The organism is Arthrobacter sp. QXT-31 (assembly GCF_001969265.1).
Classification (GTDB): Bacteria; Actinomycetota; Actinomycetes; order Actinomycetales; family Micrococcaceae; genus Arthrobacter.
The window spans coordinates 2,862,066-2,887,520 of sequence record NZ_CP019304.1 but is presented as its reverse complement, the minus strand read 5'-3'; the positions used below and the strand labels follow the sequence as shown (position 1 = coordinate 2,887,520).

Annotated in this window: 22 protein-coding genes and 1 pseudogene; 16 read left to right on the top strand and 7 right to left on the bottom strand. The window is 65.8% G+C overall.

Translation table 11 applies throughout. From position 1 onward, the window contains the following. The first annotated feature begins 129 nt into the window (after positions 1-129). The 3 genes from hisC (at position 130) to BWQ92_RS12960 (ending at position 3,535) form a co-directional block, all read left to right on the top strand. Positions 130-1,221 carry a histidinol-phosphate transaminase gene (gene hisC, locus BWQ92_RS12970; RefSeq protein WP_076800058.1) on the top strand — a complete coding sequence of 364 codons (1,092 nt, stop codon included), beginning with the start codon at positions 130-132 and terminating at the stop codon, positions 1,219-1,221. A gap of 38 nt (positions 1,222-1,259) precedes the next feature. After that, positions 1,260-2,972, top strand: coding sequence for a thiamine pyrophosphate-binding protein (locus tag BWQ92_RS12965; RefSeq protein WP_076800056.1), 1,713 nt, complete (start codon positions 1,260-1,262; stop codon positions 2,970-2,972). Between the two features lie 83 nt (positions 2,973-3,055). After that, on the top strand, positions 3,056-3,535 hold the full coding sequence (locus tag BWQ92_RS12960; protein WP_076800054.1) for an Lrp/AsnC family transcriptional regulator: 480 nt from the start codon (positions 3,056-3,058) through the stop codon (positions 3,533-3,535). A 75-nt stretch (positions 3,536-3,610) separates the two neighbouring features. Here the strand turns inward: BWQ92_RS12960 and BWQ92_RS12955 are convergent. From BWQ92_RS12955 to BWQ92_RS12945, 3 genes and pseudogenes are all read right to left on the bottom strand, one after another. After that, a pseudogene (locus BWQ92_RS12955) lies at positions 3,611-5,106 on the bottom strand (NAD-dependent succinate-semialdehyde dehydrogenase). Positions 5,107-5,141: 35 nt separating this feature from the next. After that, on the bottom strand, positions 5,142-6,821 hold the full coding sequence (locus BWQ92_RS12950; RefSeq protein ID WP_076800052.1) for a BCCT family transporter: 1,680 nt from the start codon (positions 6,819-6,821) through the stop codon (positions 5,142-5,144). A 30-nt stretch (positions 6,822-6,851) separates the two neighbouring features. Further along, positions 6,852-7,802, bottom strand: coding sequence for a flavin reductase (locus BWQ92_RS12945; RefSeq protein WP_076800050.1), 951 nt, complete (start codon positions 7,800-7,802; stop codon positions 6,852-6,854). A 118-nt stretch (positions 7,803-7,920) separates the two neighbouring features. On the opposite strand from BWQ92_RS12945, the gene BWQ92_RS12940 reads away from it, so the two are divergent. The 8 genes from BWQ92_RS12940 (at position 7,921) to BWQ92_RS12905 (ending at position 15,028) form a co-directional block, all read left to right on the top strand. Beyond that, positions 7,921-8,673 carry a GntR family transcriptional regulator gene (locus tag BWQ92_RS12940; protein WP_236782949.1) on the top strand — a complete coding sequence of 251 codons (753 nt, stop codon included), beginning with the start codon at positions 7,921-7,923 and terminating at the stop codon, positions 8,671-8,673. A gap of 53 nt (positions 8,674-8,726) precedes the next feature. Continuing rightward, positions 8,727-9,392 (top strand): amino acid synthesis family protein, encoded by a 666-nt coding sequence (locus BWQ92_RS12935; protein WP_172804284.1) that lies wholly within the window; start codon positions 8,727-8,729, stop codon positions 9,390-9,392. Beyond that, positions 9,389-9,940: an amino acid synthesis family protein gene (locus BWQ92_RS12930; RefSeq protein WP_076800048.1), complete on the top strand. Its 552-nt coding sequence runs from the start codon at positions 9,389-9,391 to the stop codon at positions 9,938-9,940. The genes BWQ92_RS12935 and BWQ92_RS12930 overlap by 4 nt, the downstream gene beginning before the upstream one ends. Beyond that, positions 9,937-10,677, top strand: a complete 741-nt coding sequence (locus BWQ92_RS12925) for an alpha/beta fold hydrolase (protein WP_076800046.1) — start codon at positions 9,937-9,939, stop codon at positions 10,675-10,677. The genes BWQ92_RS12930 and BWQ92_RS12925 overlap by 4 nt, the downstream gene beginning before the upstream one ends. Then, positions 10,674-12,155, top strand: a complete 1,482-nt coding sequence (locus BWQ92_RS12920) for an aldehyde dehydrogenase (RefSeq protein ID WP_076800044.1) — start codon at positions 10,674-10,676, stop codon at positions 12,153-12,155. Before BWQ92_RS12925 ends, BWQ92_RS12920 begins: the two co-directional genes overlap by 4 nt. A gap of 11 nt (positions 12,156-12,166) precedes the next feature. After that, positions 12,167-12,388, top strand: a complete 222-nt coding sequence (locus tag BWQ92_RS12915) for a tautomerase family protein (protein WP_076800042.1) — start codon at positions 12,167-12,169, stop codon at positions 12,386-12,388. A 16-nt stretch (positions 12,389-12,404) separates the two neighbouring features. Next, entirely contained in the window at positions 12,405-13,472 is a 1,068-nt protein-coding gene (locus BWQ92_RS12910; RefSeq protein ID WP_076800041.1) for an LLM class flavin-dependent oxidoreductase, read from the top strand. A gap of 140 nt (positions 13,473-13,612) precedes the next feature. Next, on the top strand, positions 13,613-15,028 hold the full coding sequence (locus BWQ92_RS12905; protein WP_076800039.1) for an MFS transporter: 1,416 nt from the start codon (positions 13,613-13,615) through the stop codon (positions 15,026-15,028). 53 nt (positions 15,029-15,081) lie between these two features. Here BWQ92_RS12905 and BWQ92_RS12900 read toward each other — a convergent pair whose 3' ends face one another. After that, positions 15,082-15,480: a CBU_0592 family membrane protein gene (locus BWQ92_RS12900; protein WP_076800037.1), complete on the bottom strand. Its 399-nt coding sequence runs from the start codon at positions 15,478-15,480 to the stop codon at positions 15,082-15,084. 268 nt (positions 15,481-15,748) lie between these two features. On the opposite strand from BWQ92_RS12900, the gene BWQ92_RS12895 reads away from it, so the two are divergent. Both BWQ92_RS12895 and BWQ92_RS23570 read left to right on the top strand, forming a co-directional pair. Next, positions 15,749-16,672, top strand: a complete 924-nt coding sequence (locus BWQ92_RS12895; protein WP_076800035.1) for a LysR family transcriptional regulator — start codon at positions 15,749-15,751, stop codon at positions 16,670-16,672. A gap of 135 nt (positions 16,673-16,807) precedes the next feature. Then, complete coding sequence (locus BWQ92_RS23570; protein WP_157365150.1) at positions 16,808-16,957, top strand: lmo0937 family membrane protein; 150 nt, start codon at positions 16,808-16,810, stop codon at positions 16,955-16,957. 86 nt (positions 16,958-17,043) lie between these two features. Here BWQ92_RS23570 and BWQ92_RS12890 read toward each other — a convergent pair whose 3' ends face one another. Then, positions 17,044-18,597, bottom strand: coding sequence for an amino acid permease (locus tag BWQ92_RS12890; protein ID WP_236782948.1), 1,554 nt, complete (start codon positions 18,595-18,597; stop codon positions 17,044-17,046). A gap of 261 nt (positions 18,598-18,858) precedes the next feature. On the opposite strand from BWQ92_RS12890, the gene BWQ92_RS12885 reads away from it, so the two are divergent. After that, on the top strand, positions 18,859-20,259 hold the full coding sequence (locus BWQ92_RS12885; RefSeq protein ID WP_076800033.1) for a DUF6421 family protein: 1,401 nt from the start codon (positions 18,859-18,861) through the stop codon (positions 20,257-20,259). Then, a complete protein-coding gene (locus BWQ92_RS12880; protein ID WP_076800031.1) occupies positions 20,256-20,999 on the top strand; it encodes an SDR family NAD(P)-dependent oxidoreductase in 744 nt (247 codons plus the stop codon). The genes BWQ92_RS12885 and BWQ92_RS12880 overlap by 4 nt, the downstream gene beginning before the upstream one ends. Positions 21,000-21,009: 10 nt before the next feature. Here the strand turns inward: BWQ92_RS12880 and BWQ92_RS12875 are convergent, their stop codons facing one another. After that, complete coding sequence (locus BWQ92_RS12875) at positions 21,010-23,040, bottom strand: ABC transporter ATP-binding protein (RefSeq protein ID WP_076800029.1); 2,031 nt, start codon at positions 23,038-23,040, stop codon at positions 21,010-21,012. Further along, complete coding sequence (locus tag BWQ92_RS12870) at positions 23,037-24,788, bottom strand: ABC transporter ATP-binding protein (protein ID WP_076800027.1); 1,752 nt, start codon at positions 24,786-24,788, stop codon at positions 23,037-23,039. Before BWQ92_RS12870 ends, BWQ92_RS12875 begins: the two co-directional genes overlap by 4 nt. 156 nt (positions 24,789-24,944) lie before the next feature. Between BWQ92_RS12870 and BWQ92_RS12865 the strand changes: the two genes are divergently transcribed. Next, on the top strand, positions 24,945-25,451 hold the full coding sequence (locus BWQ92_RS12865) for a hypothetical protein (protein ID WP_216639946.1): 507 nt from the start codon (positions 24,945-24,947) through the stop codon (positions 25,449-25,451). Positions 25,452-25,455 lie beyond the last annotated feature (4 nt).

Sequence of the window (25,455 nt, the reverse complement as noted above, 5' to 3'; positions counted from 1 at the left end):
GTCCACCCGCGGACAGGCTGTGCACTTTGCTCACTATCTGATTGCTAACTTGTCTAGCCCTTCACCCGTTCCCTACGGTGTGCCCCAGACCACAACAGAGCTGCAGGGCAGCATCATCCGGAGGAAACCATGACCACTACCATCGGGCAACGGGCAGGCCTCGACACGATCCCGGCCTACCGGCAGGGAGCAGCACCCAAACCTGTGGACGGGCTCGCACCGTTCAAGCTTTCCTCCAACGAGAATCCTTATCCGCCCCTGCCCTCGGTGGCGGAGGCCGTGGCCGGCGCCGTGTCGGGCATCCACCGCTATCCCTCCCTGGCTGCGGACGCCCTGGCCGCGGCAATTGCCGACGAGTGGGGCATCACCGCCGGCAACATCGCGTTCGGGGCCGGCTCTGTGGAGGTTGCCTCGCAAATCATCCACGCCGTGACCAACCCGGGTGACCAGGTGATGTTCGCCTGGCGGTCCTTCGAGGCCTATCCGATCCTGGCCACAGTGGCGGGAGCGGAACCCCAGCCAATCCCCCTGACCCCGGAGGGCGGCCATGACCTGCAGGCGATGGCTGCCGCGGTCACCCCGCGCACGAGGGTCATTTTCCTGTGCAACCCGAACAACCCTACGGGCGCAGTCCTGACTGCCGCCGCCGCCGAACGGTTCCTCGGCACGGTGCCGTCGGACGTGCTGGTGGTCATCGATGAGGCCTACCTGCACTTCAACGACCACCCGGAAACCGCCGTCGGAGTGGACCTGTTCCGGCGGCACCCGAACGTGGTTGTCCTGCACACTTTTTCCAAGGCTTACGGTCTGGCGGGCCTGCGCCTCGGCTATGCCATTGGCACGCCCGAACTGATTGCCGGCCTGCGCAAGGTGGCCATCCCCTTCGCCGTCACAGCCCTGGCACAGGAGGCAGGGCTGGCCTCCCTGCGGGCCGGGAAGGAACTTCAGGACCGCATCGACAGCCTGATCAGCGAGCGCCAGCGCGTCTACTCCGGGCTGCTCGGGGCCGGACTTCCGGTGAGGCCGTCAGGTGCGAACTTCCTCTGGCTGGACACCGGCATCCATACCGCGGAGGTGGCCGCACTGTTCGAGGCCAACGCCATCGCGGTCCGTGTCTTCCCGACTGAGGGAATCCGCGTCTCCGTGGGGACAGCCGACGCCAACGACCGCGTCCTGGAGATCGCCCGCCGGGCCGGCCGCCTGCTGCTCCGCCAACACTGACCCACTCCCCCAACTTCTAGCCACGAGGAACAAACCCGATGACACACCGCCTGACCGTATCCGATGTTGTTGCAGACGTCTGCGCCAGCCACGCCGACGTCATCTTTGGGCTGATGGGGAATGGAAACGCCTTCTTCATCAGCAGCCTCACCAGCCGGGGCATGCGTTACATCAGCGCCCGGCATGAGGCGGGGACGATCGCGATGGCTGACGCCTACCACCGGGCCAGCGGCAAGGTTGCCGTCGCCACGGTGACCTACGGCGCGGGATTTACCAACAGCCTGACCGCCCTCACCGAAGCCGCAAAGGCACGGATCCCGATGGTGGTGGTGGTCGGTGACGCACCGGCGGCGGGCCCCCGCCCCTGGGACATTGACCAGGTCATGGTGGCCCGGGGGCTAGGCGTCCAGACCGTCACCGTTGCTGCCGACAATGCCGCGCGGACCACCGAGGAAGCGTGGACGATTGCCCGCCAGGAGCGGAGGCCTGTTGTGGTGGCCCTGCCCTATGACATCTCTTCACTCTCCGCCGTAGAGCAGCAGCCCGACCGAGCCCGTCCCGCCGGGAAGGTCCTGCACCCGGACAGCCTCGACGTGCGGCGGATAGCCTCACTGCTCAACCAGGCGGAGAGGCCGCTGATCATTGCGGGGCGCGGTGCGGTGCTGTCCAACGCCCGGGCTGCCCTCCTGGAACTTGGCGACCGGGTGGGGGCCCTGTATGCCACGTCCGTTATGGCACGGAACTTCTTCGGTTCGCCCTGGGACCTGGGCATTGCCGGCGGCTTCGCCCGCCCCCAGGCCGTGGACATCATGCGGCAGGCCGACGCCGTGCTTGTCGTGGGGGCCGGGCTGAACCTCTTCCAGACCCGGTATGGCTCCCTGTTTGCCCCAGGGACCACCGTGATCCAGATTGACGAGCAGCCGGCAGCAACCTGCGACCAGGTGACGGACTTCGTCCAGGCGGATGCCGCGGCCTTTGCCTGGCAGCTGGCCGCAGCAGTTCCGTCGGCAACGGACGGCGGCTGGCGCGCAAAGCATCCGAAACTGCTGGCCGGCCCCGTCGGCCTCGACCAGGCGGCAGCGGAGTCCGCACCCGACGGCCGGCTGAACCCGCATGCCGTTGCCCGGCTGCTGGACTCGGTTCTCCCCGCGGAACGCACGATCGTCCAGGACGGCGGACACTTCTGCGGCTGGATGCCCATGTACTGCCAGGTGCCGGATCCGCAGGGCCTGATGATGGTGGGCACAGCCTTCCAGACCATCGGGCTGGGACTGCCCGCGGCGGTGGGGGCGGCGGCGGCCCGGCCAGACCGGACGACGGTGCTGATCTCCGGCGACGGTGGTGCGCTCATGGCTTTGGCGGACCTTGAAACCGCCGTCCGGGAGATCGCCAGCGGCGTCATGGTGGTCTTCAACGATGCCGCCTATGGTGCCGAGATCCACCAGTACGCGGTGCGTGGACTGGACGATACGGCCATGCAGATCGAGGAAGTGGACTTCAGCGCCGTGGCCAGGGCGATGGGCGCCCAGGGAACGAAGATGCGCTCCCTGGCGGACATTGCCGCCCTGCGGGAATGGCAGGCGGCCGGGGCGCGCGGCCTCTTTGTCCTCGATGTGGCGATTTCGCAGAGCGTGGTGGCGGACTACATGCGGGAGAGCATGGCACCGGTCCTCGCCGCCGACCAGGCCCGCGCCATGCAGGAATCGGCATCCCAGGAACCAGCACTCGCAGGGGTCGCCGCTCCGGCGTGAGATCATGGTGCCAGTTTGCCTAAGGCATTGGCAGATCCGGCAGCAGTTTGTGCTGCCGGATCCGGAGGAAGCGGGAGCACGCCATGAACGTGGACGCATTGGATGCGAAAATTGTCCGGTTCTTCACGGATGCGCCGCGCGCCTCCGTGCTGGAGGCCTCGCGGGTGCTCAAAATCGCGCGGGCCACGGTCCAGGCCCGGCTGGACCGCATGACGGACAAGGGCGTGATCGGTTCGTGGGTGCCGCAGCCCGACCCCGCCCACTTCGGTTTCCCCGTGGTGGCCTTTTGCTCGCTGACCATCAACCAGGACCTGGGCCATGACGCCGTGGTGGCCGCGCTCACCAAAATCCCCGAACTGACGGAGATCCACACGGTCTCCGGCAGCTCGGACCTCATGGCCCGCATCGCCGCCCGCTCCAATCCGGACCTGCAGCGGGTGCTCGACGCGATGATGTCCACCAAGACGGTGCTGCGCTCCACCACGGTGATCGTCCTCAACACCCACTTCCAGGGAAGGACCCTGCCGCTGCTGGAAGCCGAGGCCGCACACAAAACCGGTTAAGCGCGAACGTACACTTGTGGCCCCATTTTCCCGGCGTTTTGGGGCCACAACTGTCCGTTCGCGCTTTGCCGGGCTTTAGGCGTAGGGGTCTGCGATGCCGATGTACTGCGTGGTGGTGTATTCGGTGATGCCTTCCGAGCCTCCTTCACGCCCCAGCCCGGACTGCTTGACGCCGCCGAAGGGTGCCGCGGCATTGGAGATGACGCCTGCATTGAAACCGACCATGCCGAATTCGATCTGCTCTGACACGCGGAACATCCGCTCGTAGTCGCGGGTGTAGAGGTAGGCGGCCAGGCCGTACTCGGTGGCGTTGGCCATGGCAATGGCCTGTTCCTCGGTGCTGAACGTGGTGACCGGGGCGACCGGACCGAAGATCTCGGTGCGCAGGATCTCCGCGGTGTTTGATACGCCCGCCAGGACGGTGGGCTGATAGAAGTAGCCGGGGCCATCCACAGGCGCGCCGCCGGTGTTGCGCCGGCGGTGACGGCGTCTTCCACCAGGGCGTGCACATCCTTGCGTGCGCCGGCGTCGATCAGCGGGCCCACCGTCACGCCGGCCTCGGTGCCGCGGCCGGGCCGGAGGGCTTTCATCGCCTCGGCGAATTTGCCGGTGAACTCCTGCGCCACGGATTCGTGCACGAGGAACCGGTTGGCGGCGGTACACGCCTCCCCCATGTTCCGCATCTTTGCCGCCATCGCGCCCTGCACCGCCTTGTCCAGGTCGGCGTCCTCAAACACAATGAACGGGGCGTTCCCGCCCAGCTCCATCGAGGTGCGCAATACGTTCCGGGACGCCTCCGCCATCAGCTGCTTGCCCACCGGCGTCGAGCCTGTGAAGGACACTTTCCGCAACCGCGCATCCTTCATCAGGGGCCCGGAGATGGATGAGGCCGACGACGACGACACGACGTTCAGTACCCCGGCTGGCAGGCCCGCCTCGGTCATCACCTGCGCAAAGAGTTGCGAGGTCAGCGGCGTGAGCTTTGCGGGCTTAAGCACCATGGTGCATCCTGCCGCCACGGCAGGGGCAACCTTGCGGGTGGCCATGGCGAGCGGGAAGTTCCACGGGGTGATCAGCAGGCAGGGGCCGACCGGCTTGTGCTGGACGAGGATCTTGTTTTTGCCCTCGGGAGTGGTCAGATAGCGGCCGTAATCCCGCACCGCCTCCTCTGAAAACCAGCGCAGGAACTCGGCCGCATAGGCCACCTCGCCCCGCGCCTCGGCCAGCGGCTTGCCCATCTCGAGGGTCATGAGCAGGGCGAAGTCCTCCGCCCGTTCGGTCACCAGCTCGAAGGCCCGGCGCAGGATCTCTGCCCGCTCACGCGGCGCGGTCCGCGCCCAGGCCGCCTGGACGCCGTCGGCCGCATCCAGCGCGGAGAGGGCGTCTTCGCTCGTCGCGCTGGCCAGCGTTGCCAGAACCTTGCCGGTCGCCGGATCCTCGACGTCGAACGTGCCGCCGTCGGACGCGTCCCGCCACTGCCCGCCGATCAGCAGGCCGGTCGGCACGGAGGCGAGGAGGGAGGATTCCAGCTCGGTCGAGGCGGCAGGGGAAAGCGCAGAAGTAACTGTCATCAGGAAGTCCTTTTAGGAGGTGTCAGAAGCTGGTGCTAGGCCTGGGGCTTGAGGATCCGGTTGAGATCGCGCTGCGTGAGGGCGCGTGTCCCTTCGAACTGGGGGTCCTTCCTCAGCTCGATCACCAGGCCGGCTCCGAGGAGGGCCACGATCACGGTGAACGGCAGTGCCGACAGCATTGCTGCCTGCTGGAGTGCGCTGAGGCCGCCGACGATGAGGAGCACGACCGCGCACAGCCCGGTCAGCAGGCCCCAGGTGGTCAGGACCGGCTTGGTTGGATTGAGCGTTCCGCGGGAGGACATCATGCTCAGGACGAAGGTGTTCGCGTCCGCGCCGGAGACGAAGTACATCACCACCAGGAAGATCGACACGACGGAGGTGAGCCCGGACAGGGGGAGCTCGGCGAGGGTGGCGAAGAACGCTGAGTTGACGTCCTCGAGCGCAGCGGCCCCGATCTGGCCCCCATTTTCCATGTCGAACTTGATTGCTGAGCCGCCGAAGATGGTGAACCATGCGAAGAAGACAATGCTCGGGACGATCATGACGCCTGCGATGAACTGGCGGACCGTGCGCCCCCCGGAGATCTTTGCGAGGAAGACGCCGACGAAGGCGCCCCAGCTCAGCCACCAGGCCATCATGAAGTAGGTCCACCACTGCATCCACTGGACGTCTTCCGGCGTGCTGGGGGTCAGCAGGCTCACCGCGAAGAAACCGCTGAGGTATTCGCCGAGCGAGCGGAAGAACAGGTTCGAGATGAAGTTGGTGGGACCGGCGAACAGCACGTAGAGTCCCAGCCCGGCGGAGAGAACCATTGTTCCCTGGCTTAGGTATTTGACGCCGCGGTGCACGCCGGAGAGCGCGGACAGTGTGAAGATCACGGTGATGACGGCGATGATCAGGATCTGGCCCAGGAGGTTGGAGGGGATGCCGAACACACGGTCGATGCCTTCGCCGATCTGGGAAGCGCCGAGCCCGAGGGACGTCGTCGTCCCGAAGAGGGTGGCGATGATGGCGAACACGTCGATCATCTTGCCGAACCAGCCGTCGACCAGCTTGCCGAAGACCGGGCGCAGCATCGGTGACACCAACCCTGCATTGTTGCGGCGGTGCGTGGAGTATGCGATGGCGAGGCCGAAGACGCCGAATACTGCCCAGGCGTGGGGGCCCCAGTCGAAGTAGGAGAACTGCATGGCCCGGACCGCGGCCTCCGAGGTGCCGGCTTCGGCCAAACCGTGGGGCGGCGAAGCGAAGTGCGAGATCGGCTCGGCCACACCGTAGCTGATGAGGCCAATTCCCATGACCGCGGAGAGGATCATCGCCAGCCACGACCAGGTGCTGAAGTCGGGCTTCGCGTCGTCGGCGCCGAGCCGGATGGTTCCGAACCTGCTGAGGCCGATGTAGATGAGCAGTCCGATGCAGCCGAGGGTCACAGCCAGGTAGCTCCAGCCGACGCTCTGTGCCACCCAGTCCATGGCCGCGGTCATGACGGCACTCAGGTTCTCGGGTGCCAATGATGCCCAGGCCGTGAACGCGCCGATCAGCCCGACGGCCGCCCAGAACACTGCTCCGGGTTTGTGCCGCAGGCGGTCTGCCTTGGCCATTGCTGTTTCAGCCGTCGGCTCACCGGCAGTGGGCGAGTCGGCGAGCTGGTGGTTTTCGCCCATGCCGGAGGATGTGTCTTCCATCAGGTCCTCAGCATTTTTGATGTGGGTCATGAGTGCTCCAAATTGCAGTTCGCTGGCGTCTCAGAGTTCCTCGAGGCGCGCGCCGTCAAAGAAGTGGCCTGCTTTATAGACCATCGGAGCCGCTTCAGCGACTTCGGCGTGCCGGACCCGGCCGACGAAGATCGTGTGGGTCTTGGCCTGGAAGCGTTCCTTGATTTCGGCCTCGAGTGAAGCCGCCGACCCGTCAATGAGTGGCACGCCGTTGGGTCCTGCATGCCATTCCAGGTCTGCGAACTTGTCAGGTGTTTTCGAGGCGAATGTCCGCACGGTCCCCAGCTGGTCGTTGCTGAGGATATTGATTCCAAAGTGTGAGGACTGGAACAGCGCGGGATAGGTCGACGACGTCTTCTGGACGCAGACGAGAACCAGCGGCGGGTCCAGGGAAATTGAGGCGTAGGAGTTGGCGGCCAGGCCCCGCGGCGTGCCGGTTTCGTCAACGGTCGTCACGACAGTAACCCCGGTGATGAACTGGCGGTTGAATCCCTTCATGATGTCCAGCGGGAGGTTGCCGGACAGGTTGTCCACAACGACGTCCGGCGTTCCATCCTCGAAGGCCGAGTTGAGGGACGGGATACCCAGGTGGGCAAGCAGTTCGGCCGCGTCCCAGGTAACCCGCTCATAGGCAATCCGGCCATCGCGCAGGGTGATGGCGTTTGAGCCGCGGGTCTCGACGACGCGTCCTGTGGGCGGAACCCCGCCGAGGGGATGCGTGAACGTGCCGGTCGTGGTCCAGAAGATCGCCATGTCGTCACCGCTGGCGATGACCTTGTCGATGCGGGTGGTGAGGTCCGGGAATGCCGCCCGGACATCGAGGATTTCCTGCTGCAGCTCTTTCAGGCCGGTGATCTTTTTCGTGCCGGCGCTCTCACGGCGGTAGTCGGCAGTGACGATTGCGTCGAAAGCGTTGACGTCACCCTCGTCCCAGGCTGCCGTCCACGCTGCGGTCAAGGTGTCAGAGAATGTCTGTTGCATGCCACAACCGTAGGCCCGAGTGTGATCTACGTCAATAGGTGTACTGCAAAGTGCGGAAAATCCCCGAGTTCCCGCCAACCCCTTGACGAGGCTCTTGTATGCAACATAGGTTTGATGCATGCAAGAAGCCATCCAGTTGCGAAAGGACGCCCCGGCGTCCGCTAATCAGGTCAGCCTTTTGGACAAGCTGCGGAAGCTGGTCCTCAGCGGTGAGTACCCTCCGGGCGCCCCGCTGCCGGAGCTGTTCCTGGCGGAGGAGTTTGACGTGAGCAGGACGCCCGTGCGGGAGGCGCTCAAGCAACTGGAGAACGAAGGCCTTGTTGAAATCAGGCCCAAGGTAGGGACCTTTGTCCGGATTCCGACGCGCCGCGAGATCGTTGAGCTCTTCCAGCTGAAGGAAAGCCTCGAGGGCTTGGCCGCAAGCCTGCTTTCCCGGCGGGGCCCTGTCCCGGAAATGGAAATCCTCAAGCGCAACATCGAGGAGTCGGAGCGCGCTGAACGGACTGCGGACAGCGCCAGGTACGCGGAACTAGTCCACGAGTTCCACTGGACGATCGTCAGGGGCTCCGACAACTCGAAGCTCGTCGAGCACTACGGGCGCCTCATGAACCAGCTTGCCTACCACCGGATTGTGCTCGAGACCGTTGAGCGCCCCGCCCGTATGCGCGCCTCCATCCGGGAACACCAGTCGGTGGTGGATGCGCTCCTGGAAAAGGATCCTGTTGGCGCCGAGCTTGCCATGCGCGGCCACGTCAATGCCTCCAGCCTGGCTGCGGCGCGCGGCGCCGACACCGGCACTGCCGCCGGTGTCGGCGCCGACACCGGCACTGCCGCCGGTGCAGAACAAGCCGGGGCAGAAAAAGAAGCTTAGTTACCGAAAGGAACCCCATGACTGCCACTAGCTCCCCAAAGAAGGGTTGAACCGTGTCCGAGACAATCACACCCGTCGCTGAGGGAACCAACCCGGCGTCCGCCGTCGAAGAACTCGCCCGCGAACTCGGGGTCCGGAAGATCACCGTCCTAACGGAAGAAATCCTCCGGGACGGGTCAGGTGCCCTGGCCACCAGCGTGACCAGGGCGGCCGCAGCCGCCGTCATCCGCAATCCGTGGATCGGTTCGGCTGTCTCAACCGACCTGGCATCCGAAACCGAACGCATAGCTCCCGTGCTCGCGAAAATTCTCACCGACCGCCTCACGGCAGCTCTGGGAGGTGCCGGCGAGATCGAGGCTTTCGGCAAATCCGCCGTTGTCGGGCTGAAGGGCGAGGTTGAGCACGCCGCGGCGCTGATTCACACCCCGTTCTTCGGCAACCTCGTCCGCGAGTTCCTCGAAGGCACGTCAATCCTCTCCTTCTCGGACGACCGGGCAGAGCCTGGAACCACCATCGCCGTGCCGATGTGGCACAAGGAAGCCGCTTCCACGCGCAGCCACTACCAAACCTTGACGCTGAACCTGAGCGACGCGCCCCACCCCAACGAGATTGTCGTGGTCGCCGCCGCCTCTACGGGGTCGCGTCCGCATCCCCGCATCGGTGACCGAACCACCGACCGCCCCGTAACCGCTGAAATCCTGGAGGGAATCCTGCCGTGAACATCCGCAAGATCGTTACTTTGTCCGAAGAAATCCTTACCGAGGGCGGCCGCCCCGTAACGCCCGGTGCCCGGGTCGCGATCGCCGTCGCCGTCGTGGACAACCCCTGGGCCGGCCAGGGCTTCGTCGAGGATCTCACCGAGGGCATCGATGCCACCGCCTCGGACCTCGGCGCCCTCCTGGCCCCCAAGGTGATTGAAACCCTCGGCGCTCCCGTCGAGGCCTACGGCAAGGCGGCCATCGTCGGCATCGAAGGCGAGATCGAGCACGGCTCGGCGCTGATTCACACCCTGAAGTTCGGTGACCACTATCGCAAGGCCGCTTCCGCCACCACGCTGCTGCCCGCCGTCGAGAAGCGCGCGCCGGCCGGTACCGTCTTCGACATCCCGATGAAGCACATTACGGATGCCACCATCCGCTCGCACCACCAGAGCGTCGAGGTCAGGGTGGCTGACGCTCCCCATCCCGGTGAGATCCTCATCGCCCTTGCAGCCTCCGCCCAGGGCCGGCCGCAGGAGCGCCTGGCGCCACTGTCCACGGAGCAATGACCCACGTGCCTGAAACCTCCGTTGCCCTCCTGCACGGTGTCGGCCTCGACGCGGGCATGTGGGCGCCGGTCCAAGATGCCCTCAAGCGGAACTCGGTGGCCATCGACCTGCCGGGCCATGGACGGCAGCCGGCCCTGACGCAGCCCACCTCCCTGGCCGAACTGGCCGAGGATGTGCTGGCCCGGCTACCCGGGCGAAGCCACCTGGTGGGGTTTTCGCTCGGCGCCCTTATCGCCCAGTACATCGCCAGATACCACCCCGATCGGGTTGCGACTCTGACGTGCGTGAACTCCGTGTGCCGGCGCACGGAGGCTGAATCACAGGCGGTGATGGCAAGGCTTGTCTCCGCCGAGCAGAACTTCATGGCGACCGTCGAGGCATCCATCGACCGCTGGTACACCGGAACGTCCGTGCCCGCTGATGTTGTGGAAGCGACGCGGCGCACCCTGGAGGCGAACGACGTCGGGTCCTTTGTGCACGCTTACCGCGTCTTCGCCCTCGGGGACGCGGTCATCGGTCCGGAACTCGGCAACATCCAAGTTCCTACCCTGGCCGTCACCGGAGAGCTGGACCCGGGATCGACACCCGAGATGACGCAGCGCCTGGCGGCTGCCGTCCCGGGCGCGAAGAGTCTCGTCGTGCCCGGCGCACGGCACATGCTGCCGGTCCAGGACGCCGACGTCCTGGCCGGGGCCATCAACGACTTCATCCAAGAATCCGAAGGAGAACGGGCATGACGCTTCGACTCGACCACTTCATCGGGGGTACCTGGTCTGCTCCCGCCAGCGGGGAATATTTCGCCAGCACCAACCCGGCCACCCTCGAGCTGCTCTACGAAGCTGCAAGGGGAACCGAGGAAGACGTCCGCCGTGCCGTGGCAGCAGCCAAGGAGGCGTTCGAATCCCCGCTGTGGCGCGACCTCACACCAACGAAGCGCGGCCACCTCCTCCGGCGCCTTGGTGACCTGATCGGCGAGCACGCAGATGAGCTTGCCGAGCTCGAAACCCTGGACAACGGCAAGCTGCTGCGCGAGATGCGCGGCCAGCTCGCCTCCCTGCCCGAGTACCTCTACTACTACGCCGGGCTCGCGGACAAGGTCCAGGGAAGCCAGATCCCCACCAACTCGATCACCATGCTGAACTACACCCAGCGCGAACCCCTCGGCGTTGTCGGTGCCATCACACCATGGAATTCGCCGCTGACGCTAACCACGTCCAAGCTCGCCCCTGCGCTGGCCGCCGGCAACACCGTGGTCATCAAGCCCAGCGAGTACACCTCCCGGACGATCCTCCGCGTGGCCGAACTGGCCTCCCAGGCCGGGTTCCCGGACGGTGTGGTGAACGTCGTCACCGGCTTCGGCCAGGAAGCCGGGGCCGCGCTGGTCAGCCACCGCGATCTCGCGAAGATTTCCTTCACCGGATCCACCCAGACCGGTGCCCGCATCGCCGCGGAGACCGCGTCTCGCTTCATCGGCTCGACCCTTGAACTCGGCGGCAAGTCCCCCAACATCGTGTTCGAGGACGCCAACGTATCCAATGCGGCGATGGGTGTCATCGCCGGGATCTTCGCGGCAGCGGGCCAGACCTGCATTGCCGGCAGCAGGGTCTTCGCGCACCGCAGCGTCTACGACGAACTCGTTGAGCGCGTTGCCGAACGTGCGGCTTCGATCATCATCGGCGACCCGCGGCTGGCCACCACGGAGCTCGGCCCACTCGCCTTCGGCGCCCAGCTGGACAAGGTGAGCTCCTACGTGGACATCGGCGTCAGTGAGGGTGCCACGGTACGGACAGGAGGAAAGCGCCCGGACATCGACCTGCCCGGCTACTTCTTCGCGCCCACCGTGCTGACCGACGTCGACAACACCATGCGCGTGGTGCGCGAAGAAATCTTCGGGCCGGTCGCCGCGATCATGCCCTTCGACTCCGAGGACGAGGTGGTGGGCCTGGCCAACGACACCGAGTACGGCCTCGCCGCCGGCATCTGGACGCAAAACCTCGCACGCGCCCACAGAATGGCGCGCCGGCTGGAAGCAGGCACCGTGTGGGTCAACACCTACCGCGCTATGTCCCCCATGTCCCCGCGGCAGGGGTTCAAGAACTCCGGCGTCGGCATCGAGCACGGGCTCGAGTCCATGCATGAGTACACCCGGCTTAAAAGCGTCTGGATCAACACCGACGAAGGACCCGTCTCCGACCCCTTCGTCCTGCGCAGCTGAGGAAGCCCGCCATGCCTCTTATCGAAGTTTCCATCGCCCGCGGCCGGACCCCCGAGCAGCTCCGCTCCCTCATCGCCGAGCTGCACCGAGCCGCTGAGACCGCTGTGGGCGCGGTGCCGGACAACACCACCGTCATCGTCCGTGAAATCGAGCACGAACACTGGTCCCGCGGCAACCAGACCATCGCCGAACGCAACGCTGCATCCGTCGCACAACAGGCGTCCAGCAAGTAAGACCAAGGAGTCACCAATGCGCTTTTCCCTCTTCGTCCACATGGAACGCTGGGACGAGTCCGTCTCGCACCAGGAATGCTTCGAGAACCTGACCGAGCTCGCCCTCATCGCGGAGGCCGGCGGATTCAGCACCGTCTGGATCGGTGAGCACCACTCGATGGAGTACACCATCTCCCCCAGCCCCATGCCGCAGCTCGCATACCTGGCGGCGCGCACCTCCCGCATCCGGCTGGGCGCCGGCACGATCATCGCTCCCTTCTGGAACCCGCTACGCGTCGCCGGCGAGTGCGCCCTCCTGGACGTCATCAGCAACGGCCGGGCGGAAGTGGGGCTGGCACGCGGTGCGTACCAGTTCGAGTTCGACCGCCTCATGGGCGGCATGTCGGCGGTCGACGGCGGCAAGCACCTGCGCGAAATGGTGCCTGCCGTGCGTGCCCTGTGGGAAGGTGACTACGCGCACGACGGCGAGGTGTGGCAGTTCCCCACCTCCACGAGCGTGCCCAAGCCGCTGCAGAAGCCGACGCCGCCCATGTGGATCGCCGCCCGCGACATCTCCTCGCACGAGTTCGCCGTCGCCAATGGCTGCAACGTGATGGTGACGCCGCTGATGAAGGGCGACGAGGAGGTCGAGGACCTGGCGCGGAAGTTCGACACCGCCGTCGAGAACAATCCCGGTGTCCCCCGCCCGGACCTCATGGTGCTCCGCCACACGCACGTCCACGCCGCGGACGACCCCGAAGGCTGGCGGCGTCCGGCCGAGGGTATCAACAAGTTCTACCGGACGTTTGATGCCTGGTTCGGCAACAAGACCACCCCGAAGAACGGCTTCCTGGAGCCCAGCCCGGAAGAAAAGTTCGCCGAACGCCCGGAGTTCACCCCGGAGTCCCTGCACCGGACCGCGATGATCGGCACGCCCGATGAGGTCATCGAACGGCTCCGCCACTACGAGGCACTGGGCGTGACCGAGTTCAGCCTCTGGTCCGACAACAGCCTGACCCACGAGGAGAAGAAGCGCTCCCTCGAGCTCTTCATCGAACAGGTCATGCCGGCTTTCCAGGAGCAGCCCGTCTCCGCGGCACGCTAAGCCGGGGCAGGACTGAGCGCGAACGGACACTTGTGGCCCCATTTTCACGGCGTTTTGGGGCCACAACTGTACGTTCGCGCTCAGTTTAAGCACGCCCACGGGCCGTGACCGGCGCGTGGGTTGTCAGTACACTGGGACGCATGACCGAGCAGGATCCGGCCCCGGTCGAGGAGGCCGAGGCTCCGCATCTGACCGATCCCGACGCCGTCGACACATCCCTGCGCACTCCAGCGCAGCGGTCCCGCACCTTCGCCGGAATCGTGGTGAACACCGCGCTGGCCAACGTCACCACCAGCTATCTGTGGTTCGCCCTGACGTTCTGGGTGTACCTGGAGACGCGGAACGTGATCGCCACCGGGGTGGTCGGTGGCGCGTACATGCTGCTGATCGCCCTGTCCAGCATCAGCTTCGGCACCTTCGTGGACCGCTACCGCAAACTGGCGGTGATGCGCTTCGCCGCCGCCTTCACCCTGGTGATGTTCCTGCTGTCCGGCGTCATGTTCCTGCTGACACCCGCCGCCATGCTGCTGGACCTGACGCAGCCGTGGTTCTGGCTCTTTACGCTGATCATCCTGGTCGGTGCGGTGGTGGAGAACATGCGCAACATCGCACTGTCCACCACGGTAACCATCCTCATCGAGCCCGACCGGCGTGCCAATGCCAACGGGATGGTGGGCATGGTGCAGGGACTGATGTTCATCGTCACCTCCCTGCTCTCCGGGCTGTCCGTCGGGCTGCTCGGCATGGGGTGGACGATCGTCGTCGCCCTGGCGCTTACCGCTTTGGCCTTCGCGCATCTGCTGACCCTGCGAATGCCCGAGGAAGTGCGCGCTGCCGCCACTGATGCGCAGGGCGGATTCGATCTGCGCGGTTCACTCGCCGCGGTGCTTGCCATCGCCGGGCTGTTCGCGCTCATCCTGTTTTCCACATTCAACAACTTCATCGGCGGCGTCTACATGGCGCTGATGGATCCGTACGGGCTGGAGATGTTCTCCGTGGAGATGTGGGGCGCCGTCTTCGCTCTCGGCTCCACCGGATTCATCATCGGCGGCGCGCTGATCGGCAAGTTCGGGCTCGGCGCCAACCCGCTGCGCACCATGCTCATCGCCGTGGCCGTGATGGGGCTGCTCGGTGCCGTGTTCACGCTGCGGGAGTGGGCCTGGCTGTACGTGGCGGGCATCTGGCTGTACCTGGTCCTGATACCGTTCGTGGAGGCCGCCGAGCAGACGGTCATCCAGCAGGTGGTTCCCCTGCCCCGCCAGGGCCGGGTGTTCGGATTCGCCATGGCTTTCGAGTCCGCGGCGGCACCGGTCACCGCGTTCCTGATTGCCCCCATCGCGCAGTTCTGGATCATCCCTTACGCGCGGTCCGCCGAGGGCGGAGCGCAGCTGGCCCCGCTCCTGGGCGAGGGTACCTCCCGCGGCATTGCCCTGGTGTTCCTGGTGGCCGGTGTGATTATGATCGCGGCCGCCCTGGCAGCCTTCCTGACCCCGGTCTACCGCCGGGTCTCGGCCTCGTATGTGCAGGCAGCCGCCGCCCCTAATGAAGCGGTGTAACAGCAGAAATGCCGTGAGACGGACGACGGCGGGACGTCCCGCCGTCGTCCGCTTTAGGCACAGCGTGCTTGCGGGCCGTCAACAATGGCCAGCTGGCCGGTTTCGGGGACACCGGGAAACTGCACCTGCGGCGCCTCAATGATGGCCAACTGGCCGGTTTCGGGGACGCCCGGAAACTGCACCTGCGGGGCTTCGGCGGCCGGTGCCGGAGCGTCCTGCGCGGCGCGCATGCGGACCAGCGCCACCGCAGAAATGAGGAACCAGGCGATGTTCGTGACCACGGACGGCCACGCTCCGTGGAACGCGCCATTGACAATAAAGGCACAGGAACCGAGGAGATTCGCGATCTGGAAGCCCTTGCCAGCCTTCAGCCACCCCATGGACACAGCCAGGTACGCACTGAGGATCGCAACCGCCCCTGCCCAACCAGAAATTTCAAACAGCAGTTCCATGACGTCCTTTCAGGGTTGTGCCCGGCTGCCATTCGCTGATCGGAGTGGAGGGGCGGGCTATATATGTGTGTGGTTCAGAAGAGGCTCCATTGCCGAAGGGATAAGGGACGCTGTACCAGCGTTGGCTTGGCCCCGGGATGTGGACCTTCCAGTTGGTCCGCCCGGCCTTAATTTTCCCACTGTCCTGTAGTTACAACAGCAATTATGAGGAAGAAGGATCTTTAGATCAATTGCATTCCGCTGAAGATATGGTTTAGAACTTCTTAACATGGATATCGATCCGCGAAGGCTGCGAGTCCTCCTGGCTGTTGCCCGCACGGGCGGGGTCCTCGCCGCGGCAGACGAACTGGGGATTACGCCGTCGGCCGTGTCCCAGCAACTGAACAAATTAGAGGAAGAGACGGGGCACGCTTTGGTCGTGCGCACGCCCAAAGGCTCGGTTCTCACGCCCGCCGGCCTGGCCGTCGCAGAGGCCGGCGAAGAGATCGAGCGCGCCCTCAGTGTGGCGCGAGCCCGGATAGAAGGCGGCGCCAAGATCTCCGGCGTGGTGCGGGTGGGCGGATTCACCAGCTTTGTCCGCACGGTGGTGATCCCGCGCCTGCCCGAGTGGCGCAGCCAGTATCCGCAGTTGCAGATCCGGATGATTGAGGACGACTTCCCGGCCCTGATGCGGCTGCTCCGGCAGCGCGCGCTCGACGCCGTGGTGGTCGAGCTCGATTCGACGACGTCCGGCCAGCGTTCGATGTCCGCCGGAATGACCGAGGAGCCCCTGCTGGATGAGCCCTGGAAACTGGTGGTACCAGCCGGCGCACTGCTCAGCACCGAGAACATCGACCTCGGCCGCCTGCCCCTTCCGTGGTTGGGCGTCGAGTCCTCGGCCGCCAACGCGTCGGTGCTCGGCCGGCTCCGTGAGTCAACGGGCGCCCAGCTGGAAACCGTGCACCAGTACCAGGACACACTGACCGCCCTGGCGCTGGTCGCTGCAGGTGAGGGCGTCGCCATCGTGCCTACCCTGGCGTTGAGCGGCGTCGTCCAGGACGGGGTGGACGTTCTGGACGTCCCCGGCCTGGGCACGCGGCGCATTGTGCTGCGGCGCTTTGACCGGCGGCGGTCTGCCAGCAGCCCGGTGGACACGGTCGCGCGCCTGCTGCGGGAATCCGCTGCCGCGTTCGACACCCGGTCGACGTCGTGAGCGTTTTCTACTAGTCCCAAATTCTCCGGCAATTAGATGGGATACGGCTATTTCCGGCAACCCGATCCGGGCCTATTGTGATAGGCACCACAGCTGGAATTGGCATTTCCAGCCGCAAAGGCGAAGGAGACTCCCATGTTGCTTTGGATAGCCATCATCATCGCAGTTCTCTGGCTTCTCGGCCTGCTCGGCAACATAGGCGGCGGGCTAATTCACCTGCTGCTGGTAATAGCCATGGTCGTCCTGGTCTTCCATTTCATCCGGGGCAGATCCTCCCGCGTGTAGTACGAAATTTTGAAAGCCTTGCCGCCCTGTGGTCAGAAACAGTTGCATAGACCACAGGGCAACAGGAAAGCCGGGTGAATTCCCGGTCACCGGGTGACGCGGGCAGGTTCGTCCTCGAGGTCCTTAGGTGCCGAGAGATCCATCTCGAGCAGCGGCACTACCTTGGACTTGGTGATGTAGCGGTGAGCTAGCCACAGGCCGATGAAGACAGGCAGCCCGATGTAGGAGGAAAGCACCTCCATCGCCCTCCCCGCAAGCACGGCTTCGTAGTTCTGTCCCGCGATCACCAGCACGAGCAGGGCGAAGGCCAGCAGTGGGCCAATGGGGAACAGGGATGCCTTGTATGGCAGGTCGCTGACCTTGTTCCCCTGGGCCAGGAAGCCGCGCCTGAAACGGTGGTGGGAAACCGCGATCCCCGCCCAGACGATGAAACCGCACAGGCCTGACATGTTCAGCAGCCAGGAGTAGGCCGCGCCCTGACCGACGATTGCGGAGAGGAATCCGAAGAGTCCCACGGCCGAGGTGGCCAGCAATGCCGGGATCGGCACGCCGCGCGCATTGGTCCGCCCGAAGACCTTCGGGGCCATGCCGTCATGGGCCATGGCGTAAAGCATCCGGGTGGAGGCATACAGTCCGGAGTTACCTGCGGACAGGATGGCGGTCAGGATCACTGCGTTCATCAGGGCCGCTGCGAAGGCGATCCCGGCGCGCGAGAAGACGAGGGTAAACGGCGATGCTGCAATGTCGGCCTCGCCGGAAGCCAGCAGGCTCGGATCGGTGAACGGGATCAGGCAGCCGATGATAAAGATGGCACCGATGTAGAACAGCATGATGCGCCAGAAGACAGTGCGGATAGCCTTCGGCACTTCGCGGCGCGGGTTCTTGGCTTCGCCTGCGGCCACGCCTACCAGCTCGGTGCCCTGGAAGGAGAACCCGGCAATCATGAAGACCGAGATGATCGAGACCCAGCCCCCGTGGAACACATCATCCCGGTTTTCCCAGTTGCTGAGGCCCGGGGAGTTGCCCCCGAGGATGCCGAAGATCATCAGCACACCAGCGATCAGGAAGAGCACGACGGCGGTGACCTTGATGAGGGACAGCCAGAATTCCGACTCACCGAAGGACTTCGCCGAGAGGGCGTTGAGTCCAGCCAGCACCAGCAGGAAGATGCCGGCCCACACCCAGCCGGGGACGCCCGGGAACCAGAAGTCCATGATGATTCCGGCCGCCACCAGCTCGGCGGCCACCGTGATGGCCCAGTTGAACCAATAGTTCCAGCCGATCGCGAAGCCAAAGGACGGGGAGACAAAACGGGTGGCAAAGGACTGGAAGGAACCGGCGACCGGAATTTTGGCCGACATTTCGCCCAGTGACTGCATCAGCAGGAACACCATCAGCCCGACCAGCGCGTAGGCGACCAGCGCCCCACCGGGGCCCGCTTGGGAAATGGTGCCGCCCGAGGCCACGAACAGCCCGGTGCCGATCGCACCGCCGATGGCGATCATCTGCAGGTGGCGGCTGCTGAGTCCGCGCTTGAGATCGTTGGCGGTTTCGTCGGACGCGCGGGCCGCCCCTGTGGCTGGGGCGTATCCGGGTTGTGCCACTGCATCGTCTTTGATGCCTGTGGAAGTCGTGCTCATTGAGATGCCTCCGGGAAGGTAGCTGCGGTGGATGGAGCTTTCCGGCGGGCCCGGCCGGGAAGGACGGTGATCAAGCTAACACATGAGCGGAACGGGCCCTCCGGCGAAGCGAATGTTGCCCGGCGAATGATCGAAGTCTTACGGATAGGCCCGAAAAGCAGCCGCGTGAGCGCAAGAGTTTCTTACTCTTGTCGAAATTGCACATCAATCGTGCTTATCCATTGCTACGTTCATCCGGACCCCTCAACGGAAGGAACGAAGATGTCCATTGCAAGCCCCGAAGTGACGACGAGCCGGGCAGAAGACCTGAAACCGCTGCCGGCGTGGCAGGCGTTGAAGGCAGCCGTCATGGAACTGCAGCAGGTTCAAGTGCAGGACGGTTCCGTTCCTGAAGCCGCTGACCATGACCAGGCCCGCCGGAACGTCGGCATCATCACTGACGCGGTCAGTGACCTGTGCCGCCACCTCCCCCACGACAGGGACTACCTTGAACTGCTGGTGCAGGACTTCCAGCGGTGGGCGGCCGGGGGCTTCGCTGTACCGGATTTCCTCGACTCATTGGCAGCCTTCCACCCCGAGCAGTGGCGCATCGACGGGCTGCCGCACCTGGTCGTGTTCCCCATGTACACCCAGAACGGCAGCACCAACCGCTACTTCGAGGCCGTCCTCATCGAGGTCATCTGGCCTTCCTTCGTCGCTGAACTGGAGGCGGCGAACTACTCCAACAAGCTGTTCGTCCCCATCAGCTTCGTCGATTTCACACCCGGCTATGACACGAACTCCGCCGTTCTCTTCCCCGAGAGCGTCGCGGTCCGGAGCACCCCCTCCTTCACATGGGGAGGCATTTTCGCGGACCGTGAAGCTGCCCGGTTCCGCCGCGTCCTGAAAGCTGCTGCCGACATCACGTCCCTGGACCTGCCGGCCGACGCCGCGGAATTGATTGAAGACCAGCACCTCACGGAGAAGACCTTCGTGATGTGGGATCTGATCCATGACCGGACCCACATGCGTGGCGACCTGCCCTTTGACCCGTTCATGATCAAGCAGCGGATGCCGTATTTCCTGTACTCCCTGGAGGAGCTCCGCTGTGACCTAACCGCCTTCCGCGAATCAGTCCTCATCGAGCGGGACGAAACGGCTTCCGAGGACGCCCGCAAGCACGCCAAGCTGGTCCAGTACGCCGTGATCTTCGACCGCATTTTCCGCTTCGCGATTACCGGGAACCGGGTCCGTAACTACGACGCCGTGGGCGGCCAACTGCTGTTCGCCTGGATGCACCAGCACCGGGTCCTGCACTGGACCGATGGAAAGCTGAGCATCGACTGGAAGGACGTCGCCGGCGTGGTCGTCGAGCTGGGCCTTCGCATCGAGGAACTCTACTGGCGTTCAATCGACCGCCCGAAGACCGCACACTGGCTGGCCGCCTATGAGCTCGTCTCGGAAACCCTCACCCCGCACCCGGCCTCCGTGTGGGCCAAGGGACCGGAGGCTCTTCCGCTCGACGGCCCTCCCCGGGGACTGACGGACCAGATCCTTGACGACGAATTCCCCCTGTCGATGTTCTATGAGGCACTGGAGAAGAAGATGTCCCCGGTCATTGAATCAACTGCCGGGATCACCGGTAAAAGCCCCGTGAAGACCGAGGGCGGGGCGGGCGCATGAGCCAGGAACTCTCAGGGCGTACGGTCGTCGTCGCCGGTTCGACAAGCGCAGCCGGCGCCGCAGTAGTCCGCACCCTCTCCGAAGCCGGGGCGCGCGTGGCCGCCGTGGACATTCTTGAGGACCGCGTGCAGGAGCTCTCGGGATCCTACGACAATGTCACGGGCTATGTCTGCAACCTTGCGGACCTGCAAGCCGTTGAGGACCTGGCGGCATCTGTCCGTAACGATCTGGGGCCGGTGGACGGGCTCATTCATCTTGTCGGAGGGTGGCGGGGCGGCACGGGCATTGCAGGCCAGACGGATGAGGACTGGGACTTCCTGCACACCAGCGTCCTCACCACCCTGAGGAACACCAGCCGCGCCTTCTACCAGGATCTGGCTGCCTCCCCGGTGGGCCGTCTGGCCATCGTTTCCGCACAGTCCGCTTCATCGCCGACAGCGGACGGCGCCGCCTATGCCGCCGTCAAGTCCGCCGCCGAGGCATGGACCCTTGCCGTGGCCGACGGCTTCCGGCATCTGCAGGGAGGAAACGAAAGCCGCTCAGCCGCCCTGGTCTTCGTTGTCAAGGCCCTGGTCGATGACCGGATGCGCGCAGCCCAGCCGGAACGGAAGTTTCCGGACTTCACCGATGTCAGTGTCCTTGCCGACGCCGTACAGCGGATCTTCGGCCTGGAGGCGGAACGGATCAACGGGCAGCGCTTGCCCCTCACGGCCGGCCACCTCGTGGGTGCGCCCTCCTGAGCCTCAGTCCTTAAACCTCCGCCGCCGGGGCCGCGAACTGCGCCTCGTACAGGCGTGCGTATGCCCCGCCCGCAGCCAGCAGCGACGCGTGCGTGCCCTGCTCCACGATCCGCCCCGCCTCCATCACCAGGATCAGGTCGGCGTCGCGGATCGTGGAGAGGCGGTGGGCAATGACAAACGAAGTCCGGTCCGACCGCAGCGCGCTCATGGCCTTCTGCACCAGCAGCTCGGTCCGGGTGTCCACGGAAGAAGTGGCCTCGTCCAGGATCAGCACCGAGGGCCGGGAAAGGAAAGCCCGGGCGATGGTCAGCAGCTGCTTCTCGCCGGCCGAGACGTTGGATCCCTCATCCTCGAGCACCGTGCTGTACCCCTCCGGCAGGGCGCGCACGAACCGGTCAACGTACGTCGCCTGCGCTGCCTCCACGATCTCGGCCTCCGACGCCGACGGCCGGCCGTAGGCGATGTTGTCCCGGATGGTCCCGCCGAACAGCCAGGTGTCCTGCAGGACCATTCCCATCCGCGAGCGCAGCTCGCGCCGCGGAACAGCGGTGACGTCCACGCCGTCGAGCGTGATCCGCCCGGCATCCAGTTCGTAGAACCGCATCATCAGGTTCACCAGGGTGGTCTTGCCGGCCCCGGTGGGGCCGACGATCGCCACCGTCTGCCCGGGCTCCGCCACCAGGCTCAGGTCCGTGATCAGCGGCTTGTCGGGCGAATAGGAGAAGGAAACATTCTCGAACACCAGCCGCCCGCCGCCGCCGGAAGGGGCAGCACCTGAAGATTCGGGAGACTGCTCCTCCTCGTCCAGCAGCTCGAACACCCGCTCCGCCGAGGCCACCCCGGACTGCAGCAGGTTGGCCATCGACCCAAGCTGCGCCAGCGGCTGGGTGAACTGCCGTGAGTACTGGATGAACGCCTGTACGTCGCCCAACTGCATCGCCCCGGAGGCCACCTGCAGCCCGCCCACCACCGCGATCGCCACGTACACCAGGTTCCCGATGAACGTCAGCGCCGGCATGATCAGTCCGGAAATGAATTGTGCGCCGAAGCTCGCCTCGAACAGCTCCGCATTCTTCTGCCGGAACCGCTCCTCCACCTCCCGCTGCCGGCCGAACACCTTGACCAGTGCGTGCCCCGTGTACGTCTCCTCGATCTGCCCGTTCAGCTCCCCCGTGTGCTTCCACTGCGCCACGAACAGCTTCTGCGAGCGCTTGGCGATCAGGCCCGTCGTCACCAGCGTCAGCGGCACCGTCACCAGGGCAATCAGCGCCAGCACCGGCGAGAGCAGGAACATCATCAGCAGCACGCCCAGCACCGTGAGCAGCGACGTGACTGCCTGGCTGATCGACTGCTGCAGGCTCTGCGAGATGTTGTCCACGTCGTTCGTCACCCGGCTGAGCAGCTCGCCGCGCTGGATGGAGTCGAAGTACCGCAGCGGCAGCCGGTGGATCTTCGCCTCGATCCGCTCCCGCAGCCGGTACACGGTCCGCTGCACCACACTGTTAAGCACGTACGCCTGGATCCAGCCGAACGCCGAGGCCAGCACATACAGCGCCAGCGCCAACAGCAGCACGCTCGCCAGCGCGGCGAAGTCGATCCCCGTGCCCGGCGTCAGCGTCATCGCGCCCAGCATGTCCGCCTGCTCATCCTGCCCGGACGCCCTCAGTCCGGCGATCACCTGCTCCTTGCTCGCCCCGGGCGGCAGGTTTTTGCTGACGGCGCCGGCGAAGATCAGGTTGGTGCCCTCGCCCAGCAGCCGCGGCCCGGTCACCGAGAACGCCACGCTGACGACGGCGAGCGCCAGTACCAGCGCCAGCCACGCCCGTTCGGGGCGCAGCTCCCCCAGCAGCCGCCGGGCCGACGGCCCGAAGTTCAGCGCCTTCTCCGCCGGGACATTCATCCCCGCGAACGGCCCGCCGCGCCCGGGCCCTCCGGCGGGCCGGGGAATGCGTACGACGGCGGCCTGCCGGGTTCCCGGGGCAGCTCCGGTTCCGGGGGCTCCAGCTCCGGGGCCGGGCGGGGTTCCGCGGGCTGTGCTCATGCCGTCTCCTCCGCCGCCAGCTGCGAGGACACGATCTCGCGGTACGTCTCCGACGTCTCCAAAAGCTCACTGTGCGTTCCGCGCCCGACAATCCTGCCGCCGTCGAGCACCAGGATCTGGTCCGCGTCCGCAATGCTGGAGACGCGCTGGGCGATGATCACCAGCGTGGCCCCGGCGGTGTCCCGCCGCAGCGCCTGCCGCAGCCGGGCATCCGTGGCGGTGTCCAGTGAGGAAAACGAGTCGTCAAAGATGTACAGCTCCGGCCGTTTCACCAGTGCCCTGGCGATCGCCAGCCGCTGCCGCTGCCCGCCGGAGACGTTGGTGCCGCCCTGCGAGACGGGCGCGTCCAGCCCGCCCTCCATCCTGCGCACGAAGTCCTCCGCCTGGGCTGTGGACAGGGCGTGCCACAGCTCCTCCTCGGTGGCGTCCGGTTTGCCGTAGAGCAGGTTGCTCCGCACCGTCCCGGAGAACAGGTACGGCCGCTGCGGGACCAGGCCGATGTGCCCCCACAGCAGGTCAGGGTGCAGTTCCCGCACGTCCACGCCGCCCATCAGCACGGATCCTGACGTGGCGTCGAAGAGCCGCGGCATGAGGTTCACCAGGGTGGTTTTCCCCGAGCCCGTGCTGCCGATGACCGCCGTCGTCCTGCCCGCGGCGGCGGTGAAGCTGACGCCGCTGAGGACCGGCCGCTCGGCACCCGGGTAGGCGAATCCGACGCCGCGCATTTCCAGCTCACCGCGGGCGGTGCCGCCGGACGCATCGCCGGCAAAACGCACCGGGTGCTCGGGCGGCCGCACGGAGGACTCCGTCTCCAGCACCTCACCGATCCGGTCCGCGGAGACGGCCGCGCGCGGGATCATCACGGCCATGAAGGTGGCCATCATGACGGACATCAGGATCTGCAGCAGGTAGCTGAGGAACGCCACCAGTGTCCCCACCTGCATGGAGCCGTCCTCGATCCGGAACGACCCGAACCAGATCACCGCCACGCTGGACACGTTGAGCACCAGCATCACCACGGGAAACGCGAGCGCCATCAGCCGCCCGGCCCGCAGCGCCGTATCCGTCACGTCGGCGTTGGCACCGGCGAACCGCTCCGTTTCCAGGTCCTCGCGCACAAACGCCCGCACCACCCGGATGCCGGCCAGCTGCTCGCGGAGCACCCTGTTGACGGCGTCGATCCGCAGCTGCATCAGGCGGAACAGGGGCACCATCCGGCTGATGATCACCGCGACGCCGGCCAGCAGCACCGGCACGCTCACCGCGATCAGCCACGACAGCTGGGCATCCTGCCGGACCGCCATCACCACGCCGCCGATGCTGAGCATGGGTGCGGCCACCATCAGTGTGGCGGACATCAGCACCAGCTGCTGCACCTGCTGGACGTCGTTCGTGGACCGGGTAATCAGGCTGGCGGGGCCGAACTGGGTGACCTCCTGCTCGGAGAACCCGCCCACCCGGGTGAAGATCGCCCCGCGCAGGTCCCGGCCCATGCCCATCGCCGCTTTGGCCCCGAAGTACACCGCCGTCACCGCGCACGCGATCTGCAGCAGGGTGATGACCAGCATGAGGCTGCCGACGCGCAGGATGTAGCCCGTGTCTCCTTTGGCCACACCCAGGTCGATGATGTCCGCGTTGAGGGTGGGGAGGTAGAGGGAGGCAATGGACTGCGCCAGCTGGAAAACGACGACGGCGATCAGCAGCCGCCGTTGCGGCTGCAGGTACCGGACAAGAAGCTTCCAGAGCATTCAGGCACTCGCAGCAGGTCCTCGAAGAGATGGGAAGGCCAGTGTACGTCCGGCCGCTGAAGGACAGCCTGTAGGCTGGAGCCGTCGCCGGAAATCCGGGCACGGCAAATAAACACCGCGCAGTGTGTGCGGGGAACAAGCACCGCAAATTGAAGAATGGGGACTTCATTGGGCGATCAGCAGTTGGGCTTTGGCGAGCCCGGAAACACACCGGCGGCTGTCCGGCTCTCGGCAGCCTGCTGGGTGGCCAGCGCCGTGGTGGCGGGCATGATGCCTGTCATCCTGGAGGTCTCGGGAATCGACTTCGGCCAGTCGATCCCCGACTGGGCCGTGCCCTATCTCGTGGCGTTCGCCGTCCCGCTGACTGCTCTGCAGGTCCTGGCGGCCCAGCATCTGCTGCACGGCGAGCGGTGGGCCCGCATCCTCCTTACGGCCGCTGCGGCCCTCTCGGCGCTCGGCGCACCTGTCGACCTCACCGTCCTGATCCTTGCCGGCCTGCTCCTGACACTGGCCGGCGCCACGCTCATGTGGCTGCCCGTGTCCAACCGGTTCTTCCTGCTGCACCGCGGCGTTACCGCCTATCCTGTGCCGGCGGTGTCCGGCGCGGACGCCGCCCTTAGCGACAGCACGCTCAAAGACGCGGCTTCAAAGACACCGCACTGAAAGG

What these genes read in the sequence shown, in the direction of transcription:
- BWQ92_RS12915 (WP_076800042.1), top strand. Translation starts at nt 12,167, where the DNA reads ATGCCTCTTATCGAAGTTTCCATCGCCCGCGGCCGGACCCCCGAGCAG.
- BWQ92_RS12920 (WP_076800044.1), top strand. Translation starts at nt 10,674, where the DNA reads ATGACGCTTCGACTCGACCACTTCATCGGGGGTACCTGGTCTGCTCCC.
- BWQ92_RS12965 (WP_076800056.1), top strand. Translation starts at nt 1,260, where the DNA reads ATGACACACCGCCTGACCGTATCCGATGTTGTTGCAGACGTCTGCGCC.
- BWQ92_RS12945 (WP_076800050.1), bottom strand. Translation starts at nt 7,802, where the DNA reads ATGCAACAGACATTCTCTGACACCTTGACCGCAGCGTGGACGGCAGCC.
- BWQ92_RS12865 (WP_216639946.1), top strand. Translation starts at nt 24,945, where the DNA reads ATGGGGACTTCATTGGGCGATCAGCAGTTGGGCTTTGGCGAGCCCGGA.
- BWQ92_RS12880 (WP_076800031.1), top strand. Translation starts at nt 20,256, where the DNA reads ATGAGCCAGGAACTCTCAGGGCGTACGGTCGTCGTCGCCGGTTCGACA.
- BWQ92_RS12895 (WP_076800035.1), top strand. Translation starts at nt 15,749, where the DNA reads ATGGATATCGATCCGCGAAGGCTGCGAGTCCTCCTGGCTGTTGCCCGC.
- hisC (WP_076800058.1), top strand. Translation starts at nt 130, where the DNA reads ATGACCACTACCATCGGGCAACGGGCAGGCCTCGACACGATCCCGGCC.
- BWQ92_RS12900 (WP_076800037.1), bottom strand. Translation starts at nt 15,480, where the DNA reads ATGGAACTGCTGTTTGAAATTTCTGGTTGGGCAGGGGCGGTTGCGATC.
- BWQ92_RS12885 (WP_076800033.1), top strand. Translation starts at nt 18,859, where the DNA reads ATGTCCATTGCAAGCCCCGAAGTGACGACGAGCCGGGCAGAAGACCTG.
- BWQ92_RS12890 (WP_236782948.1), bottom strand. Translation starts at nt 18,597, where the DNA reads ATGAGCACGACTTCCACAGGCATCAAAGACGATGCAGTGGCACAACCC.
- BWQ92_RS12940 (WP_236782949.1), top strand. Translation starts at nt 7,921, where the DNA reads ATGCAAGAAGCCATCCAGTTGCGAAAGGACGCCCCGGCGTCCGCTAAT.
- BWQ92_RS12910 (WP_076800041.1), top strand. Translation starts at nt 12,405, where the DNA reads ATGCGCTTTTCCCTCTTCGTCCACATGGAACGCTGGGACGAGTCCGTC.
- BWQ92_RS12905 (WP_076800039.1), top strand. Translation starts at nt 13,613, where the DNA reads ATGACCGAGCAGGATCCGGCCCCGGTCGAGGAGGCCGAGGCTCCGCAT.
- BWQ92_RS12960 (WP_076800054.1), top strand. Translation starts at nt 3,056, where the DNA reads ATGAACGTGGACGCATTGGATGCGAAAATTGTCCGGTTCTTCACGGAT.
- BWQ92_RS12925 (WP_076800046.1), top strand. Translation starts at nt 9,937, where the DNA reads ATGACCCACGTGCCTGAAACCTCCGTTGCCCTCCTGCACGGTGTCGGC.
- BWQ92_RS12950 (WP_076800052.1), bottom strand. Translation starts at nt 6,821, where the DNA reads ATGACCCACATCAAAAATGCTGAGGACCTGATGGAAGACACATCCTCC.
- BWQ92_RS12875 (WP_076800029.1), bottom strand. Translation starts at nt 23,040, where the DNA reads ATGAGCACAGCCCGCGGAACCCCGCCCGGCCCCGGAGCTGGAGCCCCC.
- BWQ92_RS12870 (WP_076800027.1), bottom strand. Translation starts at nt 24,788, where the DNA reads ATGCTCTGGAAGCTTCTTGTCCGGTACCTGCAGCCGCAACGGCGGCTG.
- BWQ92_RS23570 (WP_157365150.1), top strand. Translation starts at nt 16,808, where the DNA reads ATGTTGCTTTGGATAGCCATCATCATCGCAGTTCTCTGGCTTCTCGGC.